This is a genomic window from Pseudarthrobacter raffinosi, from assembly GCF_023913735.1.
Classification (GTDB): domain Bacteria; phylum Actinomycetota; class Actinomycetes; order Actinomycetales; family Micrococcaceae; genus Arthrobacter; species Arthrobacter raffinosi.
The window spans coordinates 83954-106083 of the sequence record NZ_JAMXBH010000008.1; the positions used below are offsets into that span (position 1 = coordinate 83954).

25 protein-coding genes and 1 pseudogene are annotated in these 22130 nt (G+C 62.5%); 19 read left to right on the forward strand and 7 right to left on the reverse strand.

Annotation, left to right across the window (positions count from 1 at the left end; genetic code table 11):
- Positions 1-153: 153 nt before the first annotated feature.
- The 8 genes and pseudogenes from NG698_RS08970 to NG698_RS09005 all read left to right on the forward strand — a co-directional run bounded on the left by NG698_RS08970 (position 154) and on the right by NG698_RS09005 (position 5778).
- The gene (locus tag NG698_RS08970) at positions 154-438 is read left to right on the forward strand and encodes a hypothetical protein (protein ID WP_252609332.1); all 285 of its coding nucleotides are present in this window, start codon (positions 154-156) and stop codon (positions 436-438) included.
- Positions 439-625: 187 nt separating this feature from the next.
- Positions 626-814: a hypothetical protein gene (locus NG698_RS08975; protein ID WP_252609334.1), complete on the forward strand. Its 189-nt coding sequence runs from the start codon at positions 626-628 to the stop codon at positions 812-814.
- Positions 811-1980, forward strand: coding sequence for an acetyl-CoA C-acyltransferase (locus NG698_RS08980; RefSeq protein ID WP_252609335.1), 1170 nt, complete (start codon positions 811-813; stop codon positions 1978-1980). Before NG698_RS08975 ends, NG698_RS08980 begins: the two co-directional genes overlap by 4 nt.
- A gap of 596 nt (positions 1981-2576) precedes the next feature.
- Positions 2577-3995 (forward strand): annotated as a pseudogene (gene leuC / locus NG698_RS08985) (3-isopropylmalate dehydratase large subunit).
- A 1-nt stretch (position 3996) separates the two neighbouring features.
- The gene (gene leuD / locus NG698_RS08990; RefSeq protein WP_252609336.1) at positions 3997-4584 is read left to right on the forward strand and encodes a 3-isopropylmalate dehydratase small subunit; all 588 of its coding nucleotides are present in this window, start codon (positions 3997-3999) and stop codon (positions 4582-4584) included.
- Positions 4585-4651: 67 nt separating this feature from the next.
- A complete protein-coding gene (locus tag NG698_RS08995) occupies positions 4652-4861 on the forward strand; it encodes a hypothetical protein (RefSeq protein ID WP_252609337.1) in 210 nt (69 codons plus the stop codon).
- A 165-nt stretch (positions 4862-5026) separates the two neighbouring features.
- Positions 5027-5431 carry a hypothetical protein gene (locus NG698_RS09000; protein ID WP_252609338.1) on the forward strand — a complete coding sequence of 135 codons (405 nt, stop codon included), beginning with the start codon at positions 5027-5029 and terminating at the stop codon, positions 5429-5431.
- 8 nt (positions 5432-5439) lie between these two features.
- The gene (locus NG698_RS09005; protein ID WP_252609339.1) at positions 5440-5778 is read left to right on the forward strand and encodes a DUF8462 domain-containing protein; all 339 of its coding nucleotides are present in this window, start codon (positions 5440-5442) and stop codon (positions 5776-5778) included.
- Positions 5779-6051: 273 nt separating this feature from the next.
- On the opposite strand, the gene NG698_RS09010 is transcribed toward NG698_RS09005, so the two are convergent.
- On the reverse strand, positions 6052-7413 hold the full coding sequence (locus NG698_RS09010; RefSeq protein WP_252609341.1) for an MFS transporter: 1362 nt from the start codon (positions 7411-7413) through the stop codon (positions 6052-6054).
- A gap of 230 nt (positions 7414-7643) precedes the next feature.
- Here NG698_RS09010 and NG698_RS09015 point away from each other — a divergent pair, with 230 nt between their 5' ends.
- The 10 genes from NG698_RS09015 to NG698_RS09060 all read left to right on the forward strand — a co-directional run bounded on the left by NG698_RS09015 (position 7644) and on the right by NG698_RS09060 (position 18940).
- Positions 7644-8492: a PaaX family transcriptional regulator gene (locus NG698_RS09015; RefSeq protein WP_252609343.1), complete on the forward strand. Its 849-nt coding sequence runs from the start codon at positions 7644-7646 to the stop codon at positions 8490-8492.
- 94 nt (positions 8493-8586) lie between these two features.
- Positions 8587-10161 (forward strand): FAD-dependent monooxygenase, encoded by a 1575-nt coding sequence (locus NG698_RS09020; RefSeq protein ID WP_252609345.1) that lies wholly within the window; start codon positions 8587-8589, stop codon positions 10159-10161.
- On the forward strand, positions 10154-12190 hold the full coding sequence (locus tag NG698_RS09025) for an acetate--CoA ligase family protein (RefSeq protein WP_252609348.1): 2037 nt from the start codon (positions 10154-10156) through the stop codon (positions 12188-12190). Before NG698_RS09020 ends, NG698_RS09025 begins: the two co-directional genes overlap by 8 nt.
- On the forward strand, positions 12187-13857 hold the full coding sequence (locus tag NG698_RS09030; RefSeq protein WP_252609350.1) for a (2,3-dihydroxybenzoyl)adenylate synthase: 1671 nt from the start codon (positions 12187-12189) through the stop codon (positions 13855-13857). The genes NG698_RS09025 and NG698_RS09030 overlap by 4 nt, the downstream gene beginning before the upstream one ends.
- Before the next feature lie 10 nt (positions 13858-13867).
- Entirely contained in the window at positions 13868-14989 is a 1122-nt protein-coding gene (locus tag NG698_RS09035) for a cupin domain-containing protein (RefSeq protein WP_252609352.1), read from the forward strand.
- On the forward strand, positions 14989-15828 hold the full coding sequence (locus tag NG698_RS09040; RefSeq protein ID WP_252609354.1) for a fumarylacetoacetate hydrolase family protein: 840 nt from the start codon (positions 14989-14991) through the stop codon (positions 15826-15828). Before NG698_RS09035 ends, NG698_RS09040 begins: the two co-directional genes overlap by 1 nt.
- Positions 15828-16583: a maleylpyruvate isomerase family mycothiol-dependent enzyme gene (locus tag NG698_RS09045; protein WP_252609356.1), complete on the forward strand. Its 756-nt coding sequence runs from the start codon at positions 15828-15830 to the stop codon at positions 16581-16583. The genes NG698_RS09040 and NG698_RS09045 overlap by 1 nt, the downstream gene beginning before the upstream one ends.
- A 28-nt stretch (positions 16584-16611) precedes the next feature.
- Positions 16612-17181 (forward strand): adenylate kinase, encoded by a 570-nt coding sequence (locus NG698_RS09050; protein ID WP_252609447.1) that lies wholly within the window; start codon positions 16612-16614, stop codon positions 17179-17181.
- 314 nt (positions 17182-17495) lie between these two features.
- On the forward strand, positions 17496-18062 hold the full coding sequence (locus NG698_RS09055; protein ID WP_252564120.1) for a recombinase family protein: 567 nt from the start codon (positions 17496-17498) through the stop codon (positions 18060-18062).
- A 497-nt stretch (positions 18063-18559) separates the two neighbouring features.
- A complete protein-coding gene (locus NG698_RS09060; RefSeq protein ID WP_252575075.1) occupies positions 18560-18940 on the forward strand; it encodes a VOC family protein in 381 nt (126 codons plus the stop codon).
- 230 nt (positions 18941-19170) lie between these two features.
- Here the strand turns inward: NG698_RS09060 and NG698_RS21650 are convergent, their stop codons facing one another.
- The 5 genes from NG698_RS21650 to NG698_RS09080 all read right to left on the reverse strand — a co-directional run bounded on the left by NG698_RS21650 (position 19171) and on the right by NG698_RS09080 (position 20891).
- A complete protein-coding gene (locus NG698_RS21650) occupies positions 19171-19299 on the reverse strand; it encodes a hypothetical protein (RefSeq protein WP_256470929.1) in 129 nt (42 codons plus the stop codon).
- A 53-nt stretch (positions 19300-19352) separates the two neighbouring features.
- Positions 19353-19502, reverse strand: a complete 150-nt coding sequence (locus tag NG698_RS09065) for a hypothetical protein (RefSeq protein WP_252609358.1) — start codon at positions 19500-19502, stop codon at positions 19353-19355.
- Positions 19503-19693: 191 nt separating this feature from the next.
- Positions 19694-20077 carry a PIN domain-containing protein gene (locus NG698_RS09070; protein WP_252567690.1) on the reverse strand — a complete coding sequence of 128 codons (384 nt, stop codon included), beginning with the start codon at positions 20075-20077 and terminating at the stop codon, positions 19694-19696.
- A complete protein-coding gene (locus tag NG698_RS09075; RefSeq protein WP_252567692.1) occupies positions 20074-20343 on the reverse strand; it encodes a type II toxin-antitoxin system Phd/YefM family antitoxin in 270 nt (89 codons plus the stop codon). Before NG698_RS09075 ends, NG698_RS09070 begins: the two co-directional genes overlap by 4 nt.
- Positions 20344-20486: 143 nt before the next feature.
- Positions 20487-20891 (reverse strand): DUF5997 family protein, encoded by a 405-nt coding sequence (locus NG698_RS09080; protein WP_252609360.1) that lies wholly within the window; start codon positions 20889-20891, stop codon positions 20487-20489.
- Between the two features lie 112 nt (positions 20892-21003).
- On the opposite strand from NG698_RS09080, the gene NG698_RS09085 reads away from it, so the two are divergent.
- Complete coding sequence (locus NG698_RS09085) at positions 21004-21753, forward strand: LysR family transcriptional regulator substrate-binding protein (protein ID WP_252609361.1); 750 nt, start codon at positions 21004-21006, stop codon at positions 21751-21753.
- Between the two features lie 38 nt (positions 21754-21791).
- Here NG698_RS09085 and NG698_RS09090 read toward each other — a convergent pair whose 3' ends face one another.
- Entirely contained in the window at positions 21792-22127 is a 336-nt protein-coding gene (locus tag NG698_RS09090) for a hypothetical protein (RefSeq protein WP_252603372.1), read from the reverse strand.
- Between the last annotated feature and the right edge of the window lie 3 nt (positions 22128-22130).

The following is a 22130-nucleotide window of genomic DNA, read 5'->3' on the forward strand; positions in this document are numbered from 1 at the left end:
CAGGGTCCTGGTGGAAAGTCCCGCTCACTGCCCAGGGCCATAAACACTGCAACACCGAAATGACCCTCCCCCTGACCATACAAAATCTTGGCTGCCAGCCATCTCCGCGTGGCAGATCCAGTGGCATACGAGCAACACCTGAAGGGAGATGACTTGAATCAAAAAAACAGTTCCAGCCTGCCCGGCGCCATGGAAATCGGGATTCGGATGCATAATCTGTCCGACAATCGAGGCAAACCGCGTCTAATACAGCAGTGGCAGTATCTGTGGCGACAAGATTTCGTCGAGCTTAGGCACGGCGCAAAGGTAACCGAAGCCGGGTGGATCGACGACGTCAACGCAGCCGGGTCGATCGTATGGATACAGCTAGTCAGCGGCAAGGGCAGAATCTTGATACACCGCAACGACGGAATCGACCTCTGGCGGATTGAAAGCTAAATTTCTTGAACGCCCGCACAAGGCTGCAGGTGCCGAGAAACCGAAGCGGTTATCGGTTCCGACGACGTAGTAGCGCTGAACGTCTTCACCCACCGCAGCACCCCGTCGCCAACCAGACCAAACACACACTGCACAGTGGACGTCCGCGTCAGCGCGGAGGTTACAAACCATGAGGACCCGTGATGATATGGAAGCCACCGCAGCAGCCGCAGTCGAAGCCAGCCAGGACATGAATTTTGGGACAGGATTGCTGGCACTTGCAGCCAACGACCTGCTCGATATGGCGCCCTTGCCCTTTGGAAGTGACATGAATGCCCACCTGTTCAATGCCGGCACGTCAGTGATCTCGTCTCAGACGGCAGGAGCAGGAGCATGAGCGCGCTTATTGTCGGCTACGCCAGGACACCGTTTTCACGATTCAACGGCCGTTTCGCTTCTGTTCCCGCTGTAAACCTGGGCGCTCATGCCATCACCGCTGCGCTCAGGCGTGCAGGTGTTGACCCGGCCGAAGTCCAGAGCATAATCGCCGGGCACGTACTGCAGGGCGGGACTGGCCAGAACCCTGCTCGGCAATCCGCTGTAGCTGCCGGCATTCCATTGAACGCACCAGCACTGACGCTGAATGCAGTATGTCTGTCGGGTATGGAAGCCGTCGTCGCTGCCGAGCGCTTAATAGACAGAGGTGAGGCAGACGTCGTCGTAGCTCTGGGACAAGAATCAATGTCGATGGCCCCCCATGTGTTCAACGCTCGGGCCGGGCAGAAATATGGCGGCCTGGGGGTCGTGGATACACTGGAGTTCGACGGTCTGACGGACGCCTTTGAACGTCGCTCGATGGGTATGTCCACAGAAGACGGAAACGCCGGCTACGGACTGGACCGAGGCAGCCAGGATGCTTGGGCCGCCCTTTCACACCAGCGCGCCGCAGCCCACATTGCTTTCCATTCCGAAGAAATCGCACCATACACGCTGCCTTCGCGCGCCGGAGATGACCTCATTGCAGATGACGATGGAGTACGCAAAGGGACGACCATCGATTCACTCAGCAAGCTCCGCCCTGCCTTCAGCAAAGAAGGGACTATCACCGCAGGAAACTCCTCGCAGATCACAGATGGGGCCGCGGCGGTGGTTCTGGTGAGCCGCGCGGCCGCCGAACGGTTGGGACTGTCTCCCATCGCCGTGGTGGAATCCCACGCGCTGGTGGCCGGACCCGACGTACGGCTCCACGACCAACCCGCGAACGCCATCCTGGCCGCACTCAAAAAAACCAACACCCGCGTCGATGAGCTGGTAGCGGTGGAAATCAACGAGGCATTCGCTGCCGTGGCCGTCCGATCCGTCCACACACTCGGAGTCAGTCCGGATATCGTCAACACACGCGGTGGCGCGATTGCCCTCGGACACCCCATCGGAGCTTCAGGCGCACGCATGGTCGGGACACTGGCACGGCAACTTGCCGAGCTGGGGCCGGGAAAGTTTGGTGCTGCCGGAATCTGCGGCGGGGGCGGGCAGGGCTCGGCAGTCATACTCAGATCCATTTAGGACGATGCAAGCTTGCCCGAAACACACCTAAGTTCTAGGCCCCAAGATCTTCATACTCCCGGCGCTGGCACGCGGAATCGCAACACCCCACCCGAAATACGGGGCCAGCGCCGGGCTTAGGGGACGCAGCGGGCGGTTCCGCCCTGGGGTCGGGCACGCTTACCGGAGAGATCCTGGGGCTAGTTCCGTTTCCCAGCTTGAGCTGCGGGTTGGAGCCCGTGTTGGTTTCATGCATTATCCGCATGACGGCGTCGTGGTCTCGCCGTTCCATGGCGTCTGCCATTCCCTCATACAGTTCAAATCTGCATCGGGGAGGGGCAGTCCGGTGCAGCCGGCAGAGTAACGGCGTGCTGTTCGAGAACTTCCAGCAGCCTGAGGAAGACCGTCCGCGGCACAACGTTCGGGGAGATGCCTCCAATTCCTTCCGCATTTCCAGGATGTCGGCCGCCGACGAGGGCAGCAGGGCATCTTCAAGTATCAGGGGATCCAGTGCATTCCGCATGCGTAGCGAACTGCCCAGCGAAACCCTCCAGCGCCACGCCTGATCGGCCCTTAACGACTTTTCCGACCGGAATCTACTGAATCGAGACCCATTCATGGGCTACACCCTTGCCGAAAAAGTGTGGCATTCCCACACCGTCCGCCACGAGGACGGCAAACCTGACCTTCTTTACATCGACCTGCATCTCGTCAACGAGGTGACCAGCCCCCAGGCTTTCGAAGGCTTGCGGCTCGCCGGCCGCACCGTTCGTCGACCTGATCTGACTTTGGCCATGGAAGACCATAACGTCCCCACTATCGGGATCGACAAGCCGATCGTCGACCTCACGTCGCGGCTCCAGGTTCAGACCCTGCGTGAAAACTGCGCGGCTTTCCGTATCAAACTCTTTAACATGGGCACCAAGGACCAGGGCATTGTCCACGTCGTCGGCCCCCAATTGGGCCTCACTCAGCCGGGGATGACGATCGTCTGCGGAGATTCGCACACCTCCACCCACGGTGCCTTCGGAGCCTTGGCCTTCGGAATTGGCACCAGTGAAGCGGAACATGTTCTTGCCACACAGACCCTGCCCCTTCAACCGTTTAAGACCATGGCCGTCAACATTGAAGGAAAGCTGACTCCCGGGGTCACATCCAAGGACGTCATTTTGGCCCTGATCGCCCAAATAGGTACCGGCGGCGGCCAAGGATACGTTCTCGAGTACCGCGGCTAAGCCATCAAAGAGATGTCCATGGAAGCGCGGATGACGGTCTGCAATATGTCTGTGGAAGCGGGCGCACGCGCGGGGCTGATGGCTCCCGACGACAAAACCCTTGAGTACCTCAGGGGTAAACCCCACGCGCCGGACGAGGCGGAATGGGCGTCAGCGTCCGACTATTGGCTCTCCCTGGCGAGCGACACGGACGCGGTGTACGACGCCGAAGTGACCTTGGACGCCGCACTGATCTCGCCGTTCGTCACATGGGGTACGAACCCCGGACAGGCTGTGCCGATCTCAGGCAGCGTCCCCGATCCCGAAGACTTCCCGGAAGAACGTGACAGGTCCGCTGCCAAGAAGTCACTGGCCTACATGGGCCTGGCACCCGGGACGCCCATGAGGGAGATCCTCGTTGACGTGGTCTTCCTCGGCTCCTGCACCAACGGCCGCATCGAGGACCTGCGAGCTGCAGCAACCGTTCTCGCCGGACAGCGGATCAAAGAGGGTCTGCAGATGCTGGTGGTTCCTGGTTCCATGATGGTGAAGGCCCAAGCGGAAAAGGAAGGAATCCATCAGATCTTTCTTGATGCGGGGGCGGAATGGCGCTTCGCGGGCTGTTCGATGTGCCTGGGAATGAACCCGGACCAAGTACCAGTTGGCAAACGCTGCGTATCAACATCCAACCGGAACTTTGAAGGCCGCCAAGGGCCACGCAGCATGACGCATCTAGTCTCACCGCCAGTAGCCGCCGCGTCCGCTATCCGGGGAACAATCTCGACACCAGCCGATCTGATGACCGCCGGAACAGGAAACTAGCATGCAGAAGTTCACAGCGCACACAGGTGTGGCCATGCCGCTCAAACAGACCAACGTGGATACCGATCAAATCATCCCGTCCAAGTTCCTGAAGCGGATCGGTAGAACAGGGTTTCAGGATGCCCTTTTCGCGGACCTGCGTGGCCATGACCAATTTCCACTCGACATGCCGGAATTCTCCGGCGCATCGGTCCTGGTCGCCGGTGCGGATTTTGGCACGGGGTCATCCCGGGAACACGCCGTCTGGGCACTGATGGACCATGGCTTCAAAGTCGTCATCTCACCAAGATTCGCCGACATCTTCCGCGGAAACTGCGGTAAGGCCGGCCTGGTGGCTGCCCAGCTAAACCAGGAAGAGGTCGAGGAAATCTGGAGAGCCATTGACACGCATCCAGGACTCCAAATCACAGTCAATCTCGCATACCAGAGAATTATCTGCGCAGAACGCGAATACACCTTTGACATCGACAACTACGTGAAGTGGCGGCTCTTGCAGGGTCTTGACGACATCGACCTGACAGAACTAGCTGCCGCCGCCATCGAGTCATTCGAAGCCCAGCGACCAAACTTCCTCCCAACGACACGGTAGCGCTACCGCCCACCCAACGGAGCCCGCAACAAATATTCTGTCGAACCGCACAAGAGTAGGAGCCACTATGTCGACCGTCATTGAAACCATTGACATACACGTGATGAGCCGGCGGGGGCTGGACGAACAAATCGAAGCTGCAGTACAGCAACTTCAAGATGTCGCGGCACTTACCCGTACGCACGGAATCCTCATTACCCGTCATCAGCCCGGGAGGTACACAGCCATGCTTTCGGACGAAGTTCCGTACGGCGTCACGCGCGAACTTATCATCTAGTGCGGCGCTAGGCGTGGCAGTAGGTATCTGCCCGACCGGGCTATCCAAACCTGTCACACTCAGCGCCTTGTGTAGCCGCACCTGGACCGGAATGTCGAAGAAACCCGCGTCTGGGCAAGGAGCTTCGTCGCGGAAGATCACCGCTTTTCCGCAGCAGGGTTCGGTATGACAACCCAGCTCCCTGCGGAACGCGCCGGGGACTGGCGCCGGACCGGGAACGAACTGCTGCGCCTGCTGGACGCGAAAGGCACGGGACTCGTCATCACCATCGATGAAATACGTGCCGTCGACAGGACGGAAATCTCCCAGCTGGCCGCCGACGTTCAGCACTTCATCCGGGACGGGCTGCCCATCGGCCTGATCTTCGCCGGCCTGCCGTCAGCCGTGTCCGACCTCCTCAATGAAGGCGTTGCCACCTTCCTGCGGCGGGCCGACAGGATCAATCTCCACGAAGCAGCCATCGCGGAAGTCACCGCATCGTACAGCGAGCTCATCAGCCAGGAAGGCATCGGCATCTCCCCGACCTCATCAACAAGGCAGCCGAAGCCATCGAGGGGTATCCCTTCCTGATCCAGCTGGTGGGCTACTACCTCTGGCTGGAAGCCGACAAGGCAGGATGGAAACTGGACCAGAGCCGCGTTCAGCGTGGAATCGCTGCCGCCCAACGACGGAACACCTTAGTGGTCGTCGAGTCGGCACTGTCGGACATCTGGGACAGAGACCGCGAGTTCCTCGACGCGATGGCCGCCCAGGAGGGTCCCTCTGCCGCCGGTCAGATCGGCGCCATCCTCAAGGCCAAGCCCAATGTCATTTCCAAGTATCGGAACAGGCTTATCGCTGCGGGCCTGATCGAGTCCGCAGGCTATCGCAAAGTGGACTTCGCAATCCCCGAACTCCGCCAATACCTCCGCGAATAGATTGACAGAAGGTCCGTTATCGGCGCCGGAGTAGGACGAATAGAAGCGGTTCGGAACTACCGGTGTAACGGCGGGGCGCACGCTTCCTGGTTTTGGTTGTGGGTACGTGCCGCGGTTGACCCCGCCTAGGTCATCGTGATGCGCAGTGGCCAGGCTAAAGCGTCTCTTAGAAGTAGCGGGGACGGTCGCGCAGTGCACTGCGCGACCGTCCCCGCTACCTTTTTTATCCGTGAGTTGCGGCATTCGTCGTGCCGGCGATGTTTCCGCAGGTGGTCAGTGTGGGAGGACTTCGCTTGACACGCCTGCTGCTCCGGGGGTTTGGCTGGTCCCGGGAGTTCGTTCAGCTTGGGTGGGGTTAGGTACGGTCATGACCGCGATCACGCCAACGGCTGCTGCTATGGCCCAGACGGAGAAGTTGATGAAGTTACCCAGATTCGCCGCTACCAGCACTCCGCCACCTGAGATGGCGAGAACGGCGCCGATGCGTCCGATTCCCAGTGTGATTCCCAGGGCTGTTGCCCGTGTAGCTCCGGAGAAGTAGGTCGCTACGAACCCGTTGACGAGGATCTGGGCTCCCACGGAGCCGAAGCCAACCACGCCGACCAGGAAGTACATGGCGGGCAGGGGCATTATTCCGGTTCCCATGAGTACAAGTGCTACACCTGAACATGCGAACGCGGTGGCCGTGACCTTGCGGGGACCGAATTTATCGGCCAGGCGGGAGGAGACAAGGACGCCCACGACGGCTCCGATGTTGACCGTGAGAAGGAAGGTCAGGGACGAGGCCAGGGAGTATTTGGCAATGACCATCAGCTGGGGAAGCCAGGTGTTCAGGCCGTAGACCAGCGTCTGGCCGCAGATGCCGGCGAGGCAGAAGAGGATCATGGCACCAAGCAGCCGTCCGGTGAGAAGTGTGCGGAACCGACCCTTTTCCGGGGCATCTCCTTCAATGCGGGCGGGCGGGAGTTGATCAAGTCCGTAATCGGAGATGATCCGCTCTGCGCCCTCCCGGTCGCCTTTCGCTGCGAGGTACGCCGGGGACTCCGGAAGAAACTTGAAGAGCAACGGGACGACTGCAACCAGGGGGATGCCGCCGAGGGCAAGCATTCCTTGGAATCCCAGGGAGGACAGGAAAGCCAGCGACAGCAGGGCGGCAAGGATGCCGCCCACGGCATACCCGGAGAACATGAGGGCGTTGTTGAAGTTGCGGCGGTTCGATTTCGAGAATTCGACTGTCAAAGCGATGGCCGTAGGAATTACGCCGCCCAGGCCCAGGCCTGCCAGGAAACGGAAAAGTCCGAACAGTTCCGGAGTCGGCGCCCATGCAGTCAACAGCATCAGGAGGGAGAAGGAGGCGATGGATACCATCATGATCTTCCGGCGCCCGACGATGTCCGTGAGGTAACCGATGAGGATGGCTCCAATGAACATCCCGGCCAGGGCGTAGCTGCCGATGGCTCCGGTTTCTACGGGGCTGAGGCCCCAGGGCTCGTAAGCCAGGAGCTTGGGAACGATCGCGCCATAGACGACCAGGTCGTAGCCGTCGAAAACGATGGCGAGGAAGCAAAGGAAAATGACACCGGCCGCAGATTTGCGGGGGCGTGCCGGCGATGAGGCTGGCGATTGAAAAGCCATTGGGACTCCAGGTGAGATACACGGCATTGTGGTTGGTCCAGAGAATTTTGCGAGAGCTGTTGTGAGCTAACCCACAACTAAATGTAACATTAACTCGTTGCCCGTCAATAGATGTGTTGCATGTATCTGGATGCCGGGACGTAACGGAAGCGTGTTGCTCGTACTTATACTTGTTGCACATCGCTCAAGCTGGCCACAGCCGGGGCGGCAGACAGATTTGGAGGGGTCCCGTGCAGTGGAAACCCAGAGCGCTCATCCTTGACCTTTTCGGGGACTATCTCCGATATGCGGGCAGCGAGGTCAAACTTGCGGACATCACCGCGCTGCTCGCTGTCTTTGACATCGAGGCCGCTACCGTGCGCGTCAACCTGTCAAGGCTGCGCAAGGAAGGGTGGTTCACGACCCGGCGCGTCGGCAGGGAGACGGTCTACTCCCTCACCCCGCACATGTTGGAAATACTTGATGAGGGACGCGAGCGAATTTTTCACCGTCGGGATGAGGCATGGGACGGCAAATGGACGATGGCCATTTACCAGGTCCCCGAATCCGAACGGGCAGTCCGTGAGCAATTGCGCAAGCAGCTCGCATGGCATGGCTTTGGGCAACTCTCGCCCTCCACCTGGCTCAGTCCCCACAACCTCATGGCAGAGGTGCGTCAGATTGCGGATGAGAACCCCCAGGCAAAAGTCGACGCCCTCTGGTGCGGAACCGGAGACCTGCGGGAGGACAGGGACCTTGCCGCGCGATGCTGGGATTTGGAGCAGCTCGGAAAGGATTATGAGAACTTCATCCGGACCTACGCCGCCCTGGACAATGAGTCCGCCAACGCCGCCAAGGATGGCCGGACAGCTCTCATTGAACGCATGCGCATCATCGGTGACTTCCGCCGATTCCTCTTCCGCGACCCGTACCTGCCCAAGGATTTGCAGCCCCAGGACTGGCCAAGCGGTGCGGCGTACGGTCTTTTCGGCGCCGTTCACCGCCAGCTGGGTCCGGCGGCCACTGACTACGTATCCGGCATCCTCGGGGAGTCGGTCGGACCCGGTGAAGAGGTTGCGGAGGAACTTAGAACCGCCTGATATGTAACAAAATCTTGACGCCTTACATGAATTGGTTTCATAATGGATTCCGAGACCTCTCTCAATGATTCCCAATCCCTAGAAGGTGGCATCGATGGCACTTCGCGTAGCCTGCATTGGCGGCGGTCCTGGCGGACTGTTCTTCTCAACCTTGTTCAAGCAGACCGTTCCGGACGCCGAGGTCGTGCTGTTCGAACGCAACCAGGCCACCGATGCCTTTGGCTTCGGTGTGGTCTTCTCGGATGCGACCCTGACCCGGATCAACGACGCCGACCCTGTGGTCCGGGACGGACTCCGTGACCACGGGACGCATTGGGACGACATCGAAGTCTGGCTCAAAGGTGAAAAAAAGTCGTTCTCCGGAAACGGCATGGCAGCCATTTATCGGAAGACACTCCTGCAGCTGATGCAGGAACGCGCCGCGGAAGCCGGCGTCGACATGCGGTTCGGACAGTACGTGCCGGACCTGTCACAGCTTGACGGTTTTGACCTGATCGTCGGGGCCGACGGCGCCAACTCATCAACCCGCGAACAGCTGGGCGAGAGCCTTGGCCACACGGCAGAAACTGCCACCGCCAAGTTCATCTGGTTCGGCACCACGCACCTTTTCAAGGGCATGACCTTTCTCCACCGCAAGAGCGAATTCGGCAACTTCGCCGTCCATGGTTACCCGATCAGTGAGAACCTGAGCACCTTCATCGTTGAAACTGACGAGGAGACCTGGCGCAAAGCCGGACTCGACGAGTTCGATGTCAGCCAGCCCCCGGGACCTTCTGACCTGAAGACGCAGCGGTTCCTGGAAAAGCTGTTCGCTGAGGACATCGCCGGCCAGCCGCTCGTGGCGAACAGCTCGCGCTGGGCGAACTTCCGGACCCGGCGGACCCGTTCCTGGCACAAGGGCAACGTCGTTCTGCTGGGCGACGCCGTCCACACGGCACACTTCTCTGTCGGCTCCGGCACCAAGATGGCCATGGAAGACGCCATCACGCTGGTCCGTGAAGTCACCGCGCACCAGGACGACCTCGAGACGGCGTTCACGAATTACGAAGCCGAACGCCAGCCCCAGGTCGCCAAAATCCAGAACCAGGCCCGCGGCGGACTGAGCTGGTGGGAACACTTCGGCAGATATTACGACTCCTTCGAGCCCACCCAGTTCACTTTCCACTTCTTCTCCCGCAGCATCGACATCGACAAGATCCGCCTGCGGGATCCGGAACTGGTTGAATCCGCAGAACGGGACTGGCTCACCCGCCACGGAAAGGCCCCGCTGGAAACTCCGTTGGCTGCCGGTCCTGCCCGGTTCAGCGGCCGCCTGCTGTCCCTGACCCGCCAAAGCGGCAAGGTCGAGTTGCAGAACGACGGCGCTAGCCTCGCCCTGGTGACCGACCCGGCCCAGGCCGATGCAAGCACCGGCCTGCTGCTCACGGCACCGGACCACGAAGAAGGACTGAAAGATGCCTTCGGGCAAATCCCCGCCGAAGCAGCCGCTGTGGTGATCCAGGGCGGAAACCCCTTTACCCGGGTCCTGCTCTCGGAGGAAGTCCGCCTGGGCCGCGGCCTCACCAGCGTCATTGTCGATGACCGGGGTCCGGCGTCGAACCTGACCCTGGTACTTTCCGGCCGTGCGGACGCCGTTGTTCCAGCCACCGTGGAGGCTTCCCATGCATAACCTGTCCTCTCTTTTTGCCCCTCGCGGCATCATCGTGGTTGGGGCATCGTCCAGCCCCGAAAAGCTCGGCGCCGTCATGGCGCAGTCACTGTCCAGCTACCCGGCGCCAGTGGAACTGGTCAACAGCCGCGGCGAGAACGGCATGCACACCAGCATCGCCGAGGCTGCTGCAGCAATTCCCGGCGGCCCCGATCTCGCCGTGCTGTGTGTGCCCGCCGCTGCCACGGCACAGGCTCTGCGGGACAGCGCCGCGAACGGCGCCAAAGCAGCGTTGGTTTGCGCAGGCGGTTTCGCAGAAGCCGGCGGTCCGGGCATCGAATTTGCGTCCCAGGTCGAGTCCGCTGTGCGGGAAACCGGCATCAGGCTGCTGGGCCCCAACACTTCCGGGTTCTTCGTTCCCCACCGCAACCTCCGCGCCAGCTTCGTCCCGGGTGTCGCTGAATTGGAGCCGGGTTCGGTAGCGGTTGTCGCAGCCAGCGGCGGAGTTAATCACGTACTGGCATTTCATCTGCAGCGCTCCGGAACAGGGGTCAGCCTTGCCGCCGGTATCGGAGCAGGAACTGACATCACCGCACCGGACGTGCTGGACTACCTCATCACCGATGATCAGACCAAGGCAGTAGCCCTGCATCTGGAAACTGTTTCGGACGGACCTGCCCTCGTGGACGCCGTCTCACGCCTGAGCGCGGTCAAGCCCGTCGTTGCATTGGTCGTCGGCCGAAACGATGTGTCCGAATTCGCCCAATCACACACCGGCGCCTTGGCTACCTCCTGGCGCACCACACGATCGGTACTCCAGCAGGCGGGTGCGGTAATCGTCGATGACGAGAACCAACTGGTCGCCGCAGTGACCGCCCTGGCCGGTCGCCGGCTGAACCCGGCCGCGGACCCCGGAGTAGGCCTCATCACCGGCCAGGCCGGACCGGGCCTGTTGATCGCCGATGCCCTGCACAGCGCTGGTGTGACGCTTCCGCGACTCGCGCAGAGCAGCCAGGACACCATCGGCGCGTTGCTCCCGCCGCTGACGTTCCAGGCCAATCCGGTAGACACCGGCCGACCCGGACCCGGCTATGAGCAAATAGTCGCCGCCGTGTCACAGGACCCGGCAATCGACCTCGTGGCGCTTTACGGCCTGACAGAACCGGTGACCGACCTCCCGCTGGCCGTAGCCAATTCGGGCGCGGCGGAGACGATGCCGTTCCTCATTGGCGTGGACGGCCCCGACGGTGACCTGGAGCGAGCCCGCAAGTCGGCGCGACAGCACGACCTTCCACTGATTACGGGGCCGACCTCGTTGGCCCACGGTATCGCCGCCGTGGTGAACGATGCCCGGGGTCAATTCCAGAGGGCCCAAGCTGCTAAGGGCACCACAGCCTGGCCGGATGTAGAAGGCCCGTGGGATGAGAACCGCTCCAAGACACTTCTCGGTGCACTTGGCATTTCCACGCCCGAACGGCGCGTATGCAGCACCCGTGACGCCGCCCATGCGGCGCTGGTGGAGCTCGGCGGTCCGGTAGCAGTGAAGCTGCTCGACGCAACCGTCCTGCACAAAACGGAAATTGGTGGCGTACACCTTGGCGTCAAGACCGCCGAAGACATGGACCGGGCCCTGGCAGGTCTCGAAGCCGCCGGCGCCCGGGAGTTCCTGGTAGAGGCGATGGCACCGTCCGGCGTCGACCTTGTCGTGGGCGTCCGACGCGATCCCGTTTTCGGACCGATCGTGGTTCTGGGGCTGGGCGGCACCGCGGCCGAAGTCTTCGCGGACATCTCCATCCGAACCGCGCCGCTTGCACTGCGGGCAGCCGAAAGCATGCCCGCCGAGCTGCAGGCACGTGAACTCTTGTATGGCTTCCGTGCCGGTCCGATGCTGGATACGTCTGAACTGGCCGGGCTCCTGGTCAGACTCGGCGATGCACTCGTCTCCAACGAGGCTGTCGCTGAAATCGAAATTAATCCCCTCCGCCTGACCCACAACGGGCTCTTGGCGTTGGACGCAGTAGTTATCAATGTCGAGGAGGACATGCAATGACCAGCCACACCAGTGAAGGCACTGTCCCCTGGCCAGCAGAACTCGCTGCAGAATTCCGCCGGAAGGGCTACTGGGAGGACCGGGCCCTGGGCAGCTACGTCCTGGACACCGCCGACCGTTTGCCCGACAAGGTGGCGTTGGTAGAGGGCGATGTCCGCATCACATATTCCGAGCTTGCCAACCGGATGGACGCCGCAGCCGAGCGCCTCCTCCAGCTCGGACTCAAGGCAGATGACCGCATCATGCTCCAGCTGCCGAACGGATGGCAGTTCACCATACTCACGCTGGCTTGTTTCCGTGCAGGCATCATCCCTGTCATGGCGTTGCCTGCGCACAGGAAATACGAGCTGTCCTTTCTGACAGAACTCTCCGAGTCCCGCGCCATCGCAGTACCGGACGTGATCAAGGATTTCGACCACCAGGCCCTGGCCGAGGAACTCGCTTCGTCCATTCCGTCCCTTGAGCTGATCCTCGTATCCGGCGCCGCGAACCCCCTCAACATTCGCCTGGAAGAGATCCTTGCCCCCGGGACGGACGCTGCCGGCGCCCGGGCCCGGCTGGATGCATCGGCGCCATCTCCGGATGCACCGGCTCTGTTCCTGCTCTCAGGGGGCACCACCGGGCTGCCCAAGCTCATCACCCGCACCCATAACGATTACGCGTACAACATCAAGGCAACGTCCCTGCCAACGGCCGTTACTGAGGACACCGTTTACCTCGGTACTCTGCCCGCGAGCCATAACTTTCCCCTCGCCTGCCCGGGGATCCTGGGCATACTGTTCGCCGGCGGCCGAGTGATCATGCTGCCCAGCCCCGAGCCACGCAAAGCCTTTGCCGCCATTGAACGCGAAGGCGTCACACTCTCCACCGCGGTCCCCGCAGTGGCGCAGCGCTGGATTGAACACCAAGAGGAAATGGGCGGCAACCAGCTGGCGAGCCTGCAGGTCATCCAAGTTGGCGGTTCCAGACTCCCGGACGAGATCGCCTACAAGGTTAAGCCCGTGCTGGGTGCAACCTTGCAGCAGGTCTTTGGCATGGCCGAGGGGCTCATCAACACCACCCGCCTGGACGACCCCGAGGACGTTATCTGCACGACCCAGGGCCGTCCCGTATCCGAGGCTGACGAAATTCGTATTGTGGATGAGGCAGGCAATGATTTGCCCGACGGGACTGCCGGATCCATCCTCACGCGCGGCCCCTACACCCCTCGCGGCTACTACCGCGCGCCGGAGGCCAACGCCCGGGCGTTCACCCCTGATGGCTGGTACGCCAGCGGGGACATAGTGGAGCGCCGCCCGGACGGAAATCTCATTGTCCAGGGACGCGACAAGGACATGATCAACCGCGGCGGAGAAAAAATCTCCGCGGAGGAAATTGAAAGCCTGGTTTACCGGATTGAGGACGTCACCATGGCGGCCGCCATCGCCATGCCGGATCCGGTGCTGGGCGAAAAGCTTTGCCTCTACATCACCGTCAAACCAGGAACAGAAGTAACTCTGGCACAGATCCAGGACCTGCTGCGCCGGACCGGAGTGGCCGCGTTCAAGATCCCCGAGCACCTGGTGGTGGTGGATGAGCTGCCCACGACAAAAGTCGGAAAGATCAACAAAAAGGACCTTCGCGCCGACATCGCCGAGCGCCTGGCTTCCACCTCCCAGGCGAAGTGAAAGGAAGACGATGATGGAAAACATTACGCATGAGTCTGTTGCGGCCGGGGTGGTCGTTCCGGAGCCGACACCGGAGGAAGCGGCCCAGCTTGAACAGCTCTACCGCGACTTCGACAAGGAAAACCTGATTCCGTTGTGGACGGAGATCGGGGACCTGATGCCGATGGTCCCCACCCCCAAGGCGGTGCCGCATGTGTGGCGGTGGGATGATCTGTATCCGTTGGCCGCCCGTGCCGGGGACCTGGTGCCAGTGGGCCGCGGCGGAGAACGCCGGGCCATTGCCCTGGCGAACCCGGGTCTTGCCGGCACCCCATACGCCACACCTACGCTGTGGGCGGCAATCCAGTATCTGGGCGGCCGGGAAACAGCACCCGAGCACCGCCACTCCCAGAACGCCTTCCGCTTCGTCGTCGAGGGCGAAGGCGTGTGGACCGTGGTGAACGGGGACCCCGTGCGGATGTCCCGCGGCGACTTCCTGCTGACGCCGGGCTGGAACTTCCACGGCCACCACAACGACACCGATGAGCCGATGGCCTGGATCGACGGGCTGGACATCCCGTTCGTGCACTACGCCGACGCCGGGTTCTTCGAGTTCGGCACCGAACGCGTCACCGACGAAGCCACCCCGGACATCTCCCGATCCGAACGGCTCTGGGCCCACCCCGGCCTGCGCCCCCTCTCGGGGCTCCAGGACACGGTCAACTCGCCCATCGCGGCATACCGGTGGAAGTACACCGACGCCGCGCTCCGTGAGCAGCTCCTGCTTGAGGACGAGGGCCACCCAGCGACGGTCGCCCAGGGCCACGCCGCGGTCCGCTACACCAACCCGACCACCGGCGGGGACGTGATGCCAACCATCCGCGCCGAGTTCCACCGACTCCGCGCCGGTACCGCCACCGAAGCTGTCCGCGAGGTGGGCTCCAGCGTCTGGCAGGTCTTCGAAGGCACCGGCACCGTGGTGCTCAACGGCGAAACCAACAACCTGGCCAAGGGCGACCTGTTCGTCGTCCCTTCCTGGCAGGAATGGTCCCTGCAGGCCGGCACGGAGTTCGACCTCTTCCGCTTCAGCGACGCCCCCATCTTCGAACGCCTGAACTTCAACCGCACCTACATCGAAGGACGCACCAAGTAATGAGACTGCTTACCCTCCGCACCCAAAACGGCACTGGAACCAAGGGCACCGTGGCGGTGCGCCAGGACGGCGACACCCTCACCGAAATTCCCGGGTTCGCCGACGTCGGCGCCCTCCTGCAGGACCCCGCCTGGGAAACCACGGCTGCGGCGGCCAGCGGCGCAAGGCACGCGCTCGACGGCGCCGACCTCGCCGCCGTCGTACCCTCCCCCGGGAAGATCATCTGCGTGGGCCACAACTACCGCAACCACATCAAGGAAATGGGCCGGGAAGTCCCCGAGCACCCCACCCTGTTCGCCAAGTACGCAGAGTCCCTGATCGGGCCCAACGACGACCTGGCCCTGCCGCAGGAATCCGATGCGGTGGACTGGGAAGCCGAACTCGCCGTGGTCATCGGCAAGCAGGGCCGCCGGATCAGCGAAGCCGACGCCGCGGACCACATCGCCGGCTACGCCGTCCTGAACGACGTGTCTATGCGTGACTACCAGTTCCGCACCATCCAGTGGCTGCAGGGCAAGACCTGGGAAAAGTCCACACCGTTCGGCCCCGCCCTGGTCACCAAGGACGAATTCACCGCCGGGCCGTTGATGACCTCCGCCGTGGACGGCGAGGTGCAGCAGAGCACCCCCACCGGGGATCTGGTGTTTACCCCGGAGTTCCTGGTCTCCTACATCTCCACCATCATCACCCTGAACCCGGGAGATGTGATCGCTACCGGCACCCCCGGCGGAGTGGGCCACGCGCAGGACCCCAAGCGGTACCTGCAGGAAGGCCAGGTCCTGGTCACCACCATCGAGGGCCTGGGCCAGCTGACGAACCGCGTGGTCAAGGAAGCCTGATGGTCGCCCGCCACGACCAAGCCACCGATCCGCGCCTGCAGGAACAACTCCTGCAGGCGCGGCGGGGCACCGCTTTTTTCGCTCGAAAGCTCAACGAGCTCACCGACGCAGAACTGGACGGCGACTCGCTGCTGCCCGACTGGACCCGCCGGCACGTCGTGGCACATGTGGGATACAACGCACGCGCCATCGCCAGGCTGGTCGAATGGGCTGCCACCGGAGTGGAAACTCCCATGTACGCCTCCCCGGAGGCGCGAAACCATGAGATCGACTTTGGCGCCACCCTCTCCCCCATCGCGCTGCGGAATCTTTTCGACCACTCCGCGGTACATCTGTCCGTCGAGTGGCGTGACCTGCCCGACCCGGCATGGCAGCACGAAGTCCGCACCGCGCAGGGACGTACCGTCCCCGTCTCCGAAACGGCGTGGATGCGCACCAGGGAAGTCTGGATCCACGCGGTCGATCTGAACAACGGGGCGACCTTCAACGACATCCCCGCACCCGCCCTCGAGCGTCTCCTCCGGGACATCACCGGCGCCTGGAAAACCCGCGGCACGGACACGGGCCTTATCGTGGAGGTCTCCGGCCAGCCCCAAACGATGACCTTCGGGGACGCCGGTGCAGCCGACGCAACGGTCATCGCCGGCTCCTTGCCCGCCATCGTTGAATGGGCAGCAGGCAGAGGCACCGGCGGTGTGACAGTAGAAGGACCTGGCGCCAACGGTGCGGTTCCTGCTGCCCCGAAGTGGATCTAGGCCAGAAAGGGCTTTTGCGATGACGAGAATGCTGATTATTGGGCCTCCCGGTTCCGGAAAAGGAACCCAGGCGGAGCGGATCTCGGGACGCCTCGGCGTTGTGGCGATCTCCACCGGCGATATCTTCCGTGCCAACGTGAAGGGCGAAACGCCGCTGGGCATTGAAGCCAGGAAGTACATGGACAACGGGGACTTTGTTCCGGACAGCGTGACCAACAAGATGGTCCGCGACCGGCTCAGCGAGGCCGACGTCGAAAACGGCTTCCTGCTGGACGGCTACCCCCGCACCACCGCCCAGGTGGATTACCTGGACGAGATCCTCGCCAAGGGCGACGAGAAGCTCGACGTCGTCCTGCAGCTGACTGCCGACGACGAGGAACTGGTGCACCGTCTCCTCGGCCGGGCCAAGGAGACGGGCCGAAGCGACGACAACGAAGCCATCATCCGCCACCGCCTGGACCTGTACCACGAGCAGACCGAAGCCGTGGTGGCCAAATATGCCGAGCGTGCCATCCTCACCCAGGTAGACGGCATCGGCCTGATTGATGAAGTGACCGACCGCGTGATGCAGGTCCTCAAAGCGGCGCAGACGGCCTGATCCAACTGGGCGGGGGGCAGACTCTCAAGGCCGCAGGCGGGGCGTTTAGCCCTCGATGCCTTGGTCCGGAAAACGTCGCTCGCCTGATTAGCACCGCTGCGCGGCGCCGTGATCTGACTCAGTGGCGCCGCCAGCACTGGGCTAATCTCATCAAGTTAGCGCACACCCCAACCTGACGAACAGGACGCGTATGTCTTGACGTTCTTCTGGGGCGGGCCTAGAACTCAACCTGACAGAACAGACTGGGGAGGTCTTGACTTTCAGCTGGAGCGGGCCTAGAAGTCATCCTGACAGAACGAAGGTTGGAGGAAATCGTGGCTGGCCAGCGGATCGGATACGTGCGAGTGAGCACTCTGGATCAGAACGAGAAGCGCCAGCTCGAAGGCCAGGTTCTGGACCGGGTCTTCATGGACAAGGCCTCCGGCAGGGACACCGCCAGACCACAGCTCACAGAGCTGCTGCGGTTCGCCCGTGACGGGGACACCCTGGTTGTGCACAGCATGGACCGGCTCGCACGCAACCTCGATGACCTTCGCGCCCTGGTTCACGTCCTAACCCGCATGGGCGTGCGGGTGGAGTTCGCCAAAGAAGGCCTCGTCTTCACCGGCGAGGACTCGCCCATGGCCAACCTCATGCTCTCCGTCATGGGCGCCTTCGCCGAATTCGAACGCTCCCTCATCAGGGAACGCCAAAGGGAAGGCATCGCTCTGGCCAAGCAGCGCGGCGCCTATAAAGGACGAAAAAAGACACTCACACCGGAACGGGCCGCCGAACTGGTCCAGCGCGCCAGCAGCGGTGTACCTAAAGCCCTCCTTGCCCGTGACTACGGGATCAGCCGGGAGACCGTCTACCAGTACCTGCGCCACGCCAAGCTGGACTGAACCTCTTGCCGCCGGCGCGGCTGTTACTGCTAGGGAACGCAATTTGCTTGATGGAAGGTCCCATATCGGCCAGTTTCGAAGAGGGTCGGAATGCGCAGCTCTCGTGTCCGGTTTCAGTTTTGTTGGCAAGAATCTCAATAGCCCTGGCAATCTACGGACTGTCGGGATCTGCCTCGCCGTACTTGGCAAACGCAGCTGGCGGACTCTATTGGCGTTACCTTGCCAGGGGCACCTCGCGGCCGCTCACGGGACTTCGGCTCCGCCTACGATGGCACCGAAAGACATCTTCGAATCCGGATCCATGGCCGAGTCCACGCCACATTTCACCGCGGCCTGCGCAGCGATGCGGTTGCGGAGGCCAGCTGCCTGGCGGATGTGCCTTCAGTCTGGGCCCTGGAGACCGCTAATCTCCGGGCTGGCAGCTCTGATGGACACGTAGGACGGCTCTTCTCCGCTGAAGGTTCGCACGCCTCCTGCGGGCCGGGTAGCTTGGGACCATGAGACTGAAAATGTGCAGCATCCATGTCCAGGATCCGGTCACCGCCCATACGTTCTACACCGGGACCCTCGGGTTCGAGACACTCATGGCGATGCCTGAGTACAACCTCTTCATCATCAAGGATCCGGGCTCCGACGCCGGGTCGGTGGGGCTGCTGCTGGAGCCTAGCGACAACCCGATCGGCGCCAATTACATGAACGCACTGCACGACGCCGGTATCGCGGCCATCACCTTCGGGGTTCCGGATGTACAGGCTGAGTACGACCGGCTGGTGGCTGCCGGTGTGAAATTCCAGGGCGAACCGTCAGAGGATCCGTCTGGGATCAGTGCGGTCTTCGACGACGGCTGCGGCAACTTCGTGCAGCTGCACCAGGACTGATTAGCCGGCCTTCGGCACGGCGAGGAATGTGCTTTCCTGAAGTTCACACGTGGTTTCGATGCTGCCTGGCAGGTGGTACCAGCGGGGTGCGGGGCCGAAGTTGAGGACTCTGATGAGGTGGAAGACCTCAGCTTGCGCTTTCCGGCACTGTGCAGCCGCCGTCGTTCAAGGTCGACGACGGCTTCCTCGCCGCCGACCCCGAGCTTTCGGTTGCTCGCCTCAACTGTTGCTTAGTCGTAGTGACGCGCTGACCGGGCGCCGGCCCGGGCGTCCGGGAGGACGATTTTGGGGATCGGGGACCACTCGAAGTCGAGTGCGCCAATTGCTGCGGCGTCAGGCGTGTGCAGCGCCTCGGCCAAGACTTGCTCAATGATCGACGGCGAGGACGCCAGTTGCGCTTGAACTTCAGCGATCAGCGCGTGCTGGTAGTTCTGGCTGGCTGGTATCCCTTGTTGGGGCGAAGGCCCAGCCTCATCATGACGGCCGAGATGTTCTGGTGCTTATGCTCGACGGCGGTGCTGGTCCGGTTGTTCAGCAGGGCCAGCAGCCGATCCCGGAACATCGTTTTACTGTAGGGCTGCCCTAGCACTTCCAATCGCAGCATCTCAAGGTAGCTGGCTACGGTTGCCGCGATTTCAGCTGCTGACCAGTCTCTGGCCGTCAAGGTGTTTCGCTCCCGGTGCGCATAGCGTCCAGGCTATCGCTTCGGCGCACGGACCTGGCCCCGAATGGGTTGGATTGCCAGTCCCGCACTCAGTCGCCTGCCTCCAGGATCTCCACCACATCTTCGACCAACTCGAAGTCCCTGGCGTTGCGGGTCATCAACGGGATGCCAAGAGAGTGGGCTTGCGCGGCGATCATTATGTCCTTACTCCTGGCATGTTGGGGCCTCAGGCGCTTGACCCGCGCAGCCAGCTCGCCATAACTCTCGGCGGCATGCTCGTCAAAGAGAATCCAGTCCATCAGTTCCCGCCAGACGGCAAGGCGGTGCACCCGGTTCCGGCGGATCTCCTCAGACGCTGACGATCGGATTCCGAATTGGAGCTCCGCCAGCGAGATGATGCTCGAGCCGAGTACGGCGCCGGCCGGCCACACGGCCGGTGGTGCGATCAGGACATTCGTGTCAAGGAGGATCACTGGGTAGTCCACGGATCAACAAGGGGATCGGCATCTCTGGATTCTTCATGTTCCGTGAGCCACCCGGTCTGGTCTGCGCCGAGCTGGGCGAGCTTCAGGGCAATTGCCACTTCAGCGGCTGAAGTCCACTTCTTGCGATGCGTTACAGGTGAGATCACTGCGACCGCACGGCCTTGGAGGGTTATCTCAAGAGTGGCTCCGTGCTCAACCCGCTCAATGACAGCCCTTGGATTTTGCTTGAGTTCCCGAACCCCTACCTTGTCCATGGCTGCATTCTACGCTTGATGTAGCCCTTGTTCTACGATTGGCAATGAAAGGAACAACAGGGGCTTGTCCGCGGATCCTGACCGTGAAGGTTCGGATCCGCGAGCAAGCCTCGGATAGGCGCAGGTGACTCAGAAAGCGGCGGCTACTCGGCCTGGGCGCGGGCCTTCTTGGCGTCTTTCTTGGCAGCTTCGTCCTTGACGCGCTGGGCTTCGGTGCGGACGGCGGCGTGGGTGGAGCGCTCGGCGACCAGCCAGGCCGGGGGAGCCTGCAGCAGCGCGGTGATTTCCGCCGTCGTCAGCGCTTCCTCAACACCGCCGCGGGCCAGGCCGCTGATGGAGACGTTCAGCTTCTGGGCCACCACCGGGCGGGGGTGGGGGCCGTTGCGGCGCAGCTCCACGAGCCACTCCGGCGGGTTGGACTGGAGTTCGGCGAAATCGGCGCGGCTGATGGTTGAATCCTGGAACTCCTGCGGTGTTGCCGGCAGGTAGATGCCAAGCTTCTTGGCAACGGTGGCCGGCTTCATGGACTGGGAGTTTGCAGAGGTCATGGTTCAAGGGTATCCGGCTGCTTGCCTGAAAGGCACCAGTCCCGCACCAGCTCCGCGCCATCTCAGCGCCGGTTCCGGCATTGCGGGGCCGCGCGGGCGGTACTGTGAAGACGTGCCCGCAGACAATGAATCCCCCCAGAACGCCAGCCCCGACGAATCGCCGGAGCAGGAGGCGCCCCGTGTGCTCCGCTTCGCCTATGTGGCCGGCGTAACCCCGGGCAAGTGGATCCGCCGCTGGGAAGAGCGCGTGCTGGACATCCCGCTGGAGTCGTTTATGTCCGACGACGGCGCCCAGCTTTCCGTATTGCGTGACGGTTCCGCGGACCTCAGCTTTGTCCGGCTTCCGGTGGAGCGGGAAGGCCTCAACGTGATCCCGCTGTATGAGGAGCAGCCCGTGGTGGTGGCGCCTAAGGGGCACGAGATTTCAGTGTTTGAGGAAGTGGCCCTGGCCGACCTGTCAGCAGAGACTTTCCTGGACGTCGCCGAAATGGGTGGCCCGGAAGCGGCCATGCAGGTGGTGGCGTCCGGTGCGGGCCTGGTGATTTTGCCCATGTCCGTGGCCCGGCATTTCAACGTCAAGGACACCGTGGCCCGCCGGCTGACGGGTGCCCCGGTCACGGAGATCGCGCTGGCCTGGCCCAGCGATTCCTCGGACGACATCATTGAGGAGTTCATCGGGATTGTCCGCGGCCGCACCGCGGCGAGCTCCCGGCAGCCGTCGGCCCAGCAGGAGAAGCCCAAGAAGGAGCCGAAGCCGGACCGGCGCGGCCCCGCGGTCAAGAAACCGAAGGTGGCCCAGCGCTACGCCTCGAATCCGGACAAGGGCCGCGGCAAGGGCTCACGCAAAAAGGGCAAGCGCTAACTTGTGAGCCCGCGTTGCTCTAACAGGAACAGCCGGAACTAAGCCGAGCAGGCTTCCGTCAGTGCTGTGACTGACTCAGCCGGCACCTGGTCTCCGGCTTCGGCGATCTGGCCCAGCGGCGTCGTAATTTCCGCGGGCACCCCGGCAGTGTCCGCGGCGGACACCAGCCCGCCCAGCAATGCCTTGTCCTGGACGCTGACCAGCCCGTCCTCCACCACGGTGCAGACCTGCTTCCTGACCTCGTCCGAGGCTGCGGTAGCCACCTTGGAGGCGGCATCGTTTGCGGTGTTTTCAGCGACTTCCTGGACCGATCCGCAGGCGGAGAGGAGGAGCATCAGGGGGACGGCGGACAGGGCTGCAAGGCGGCGTTTCATTCG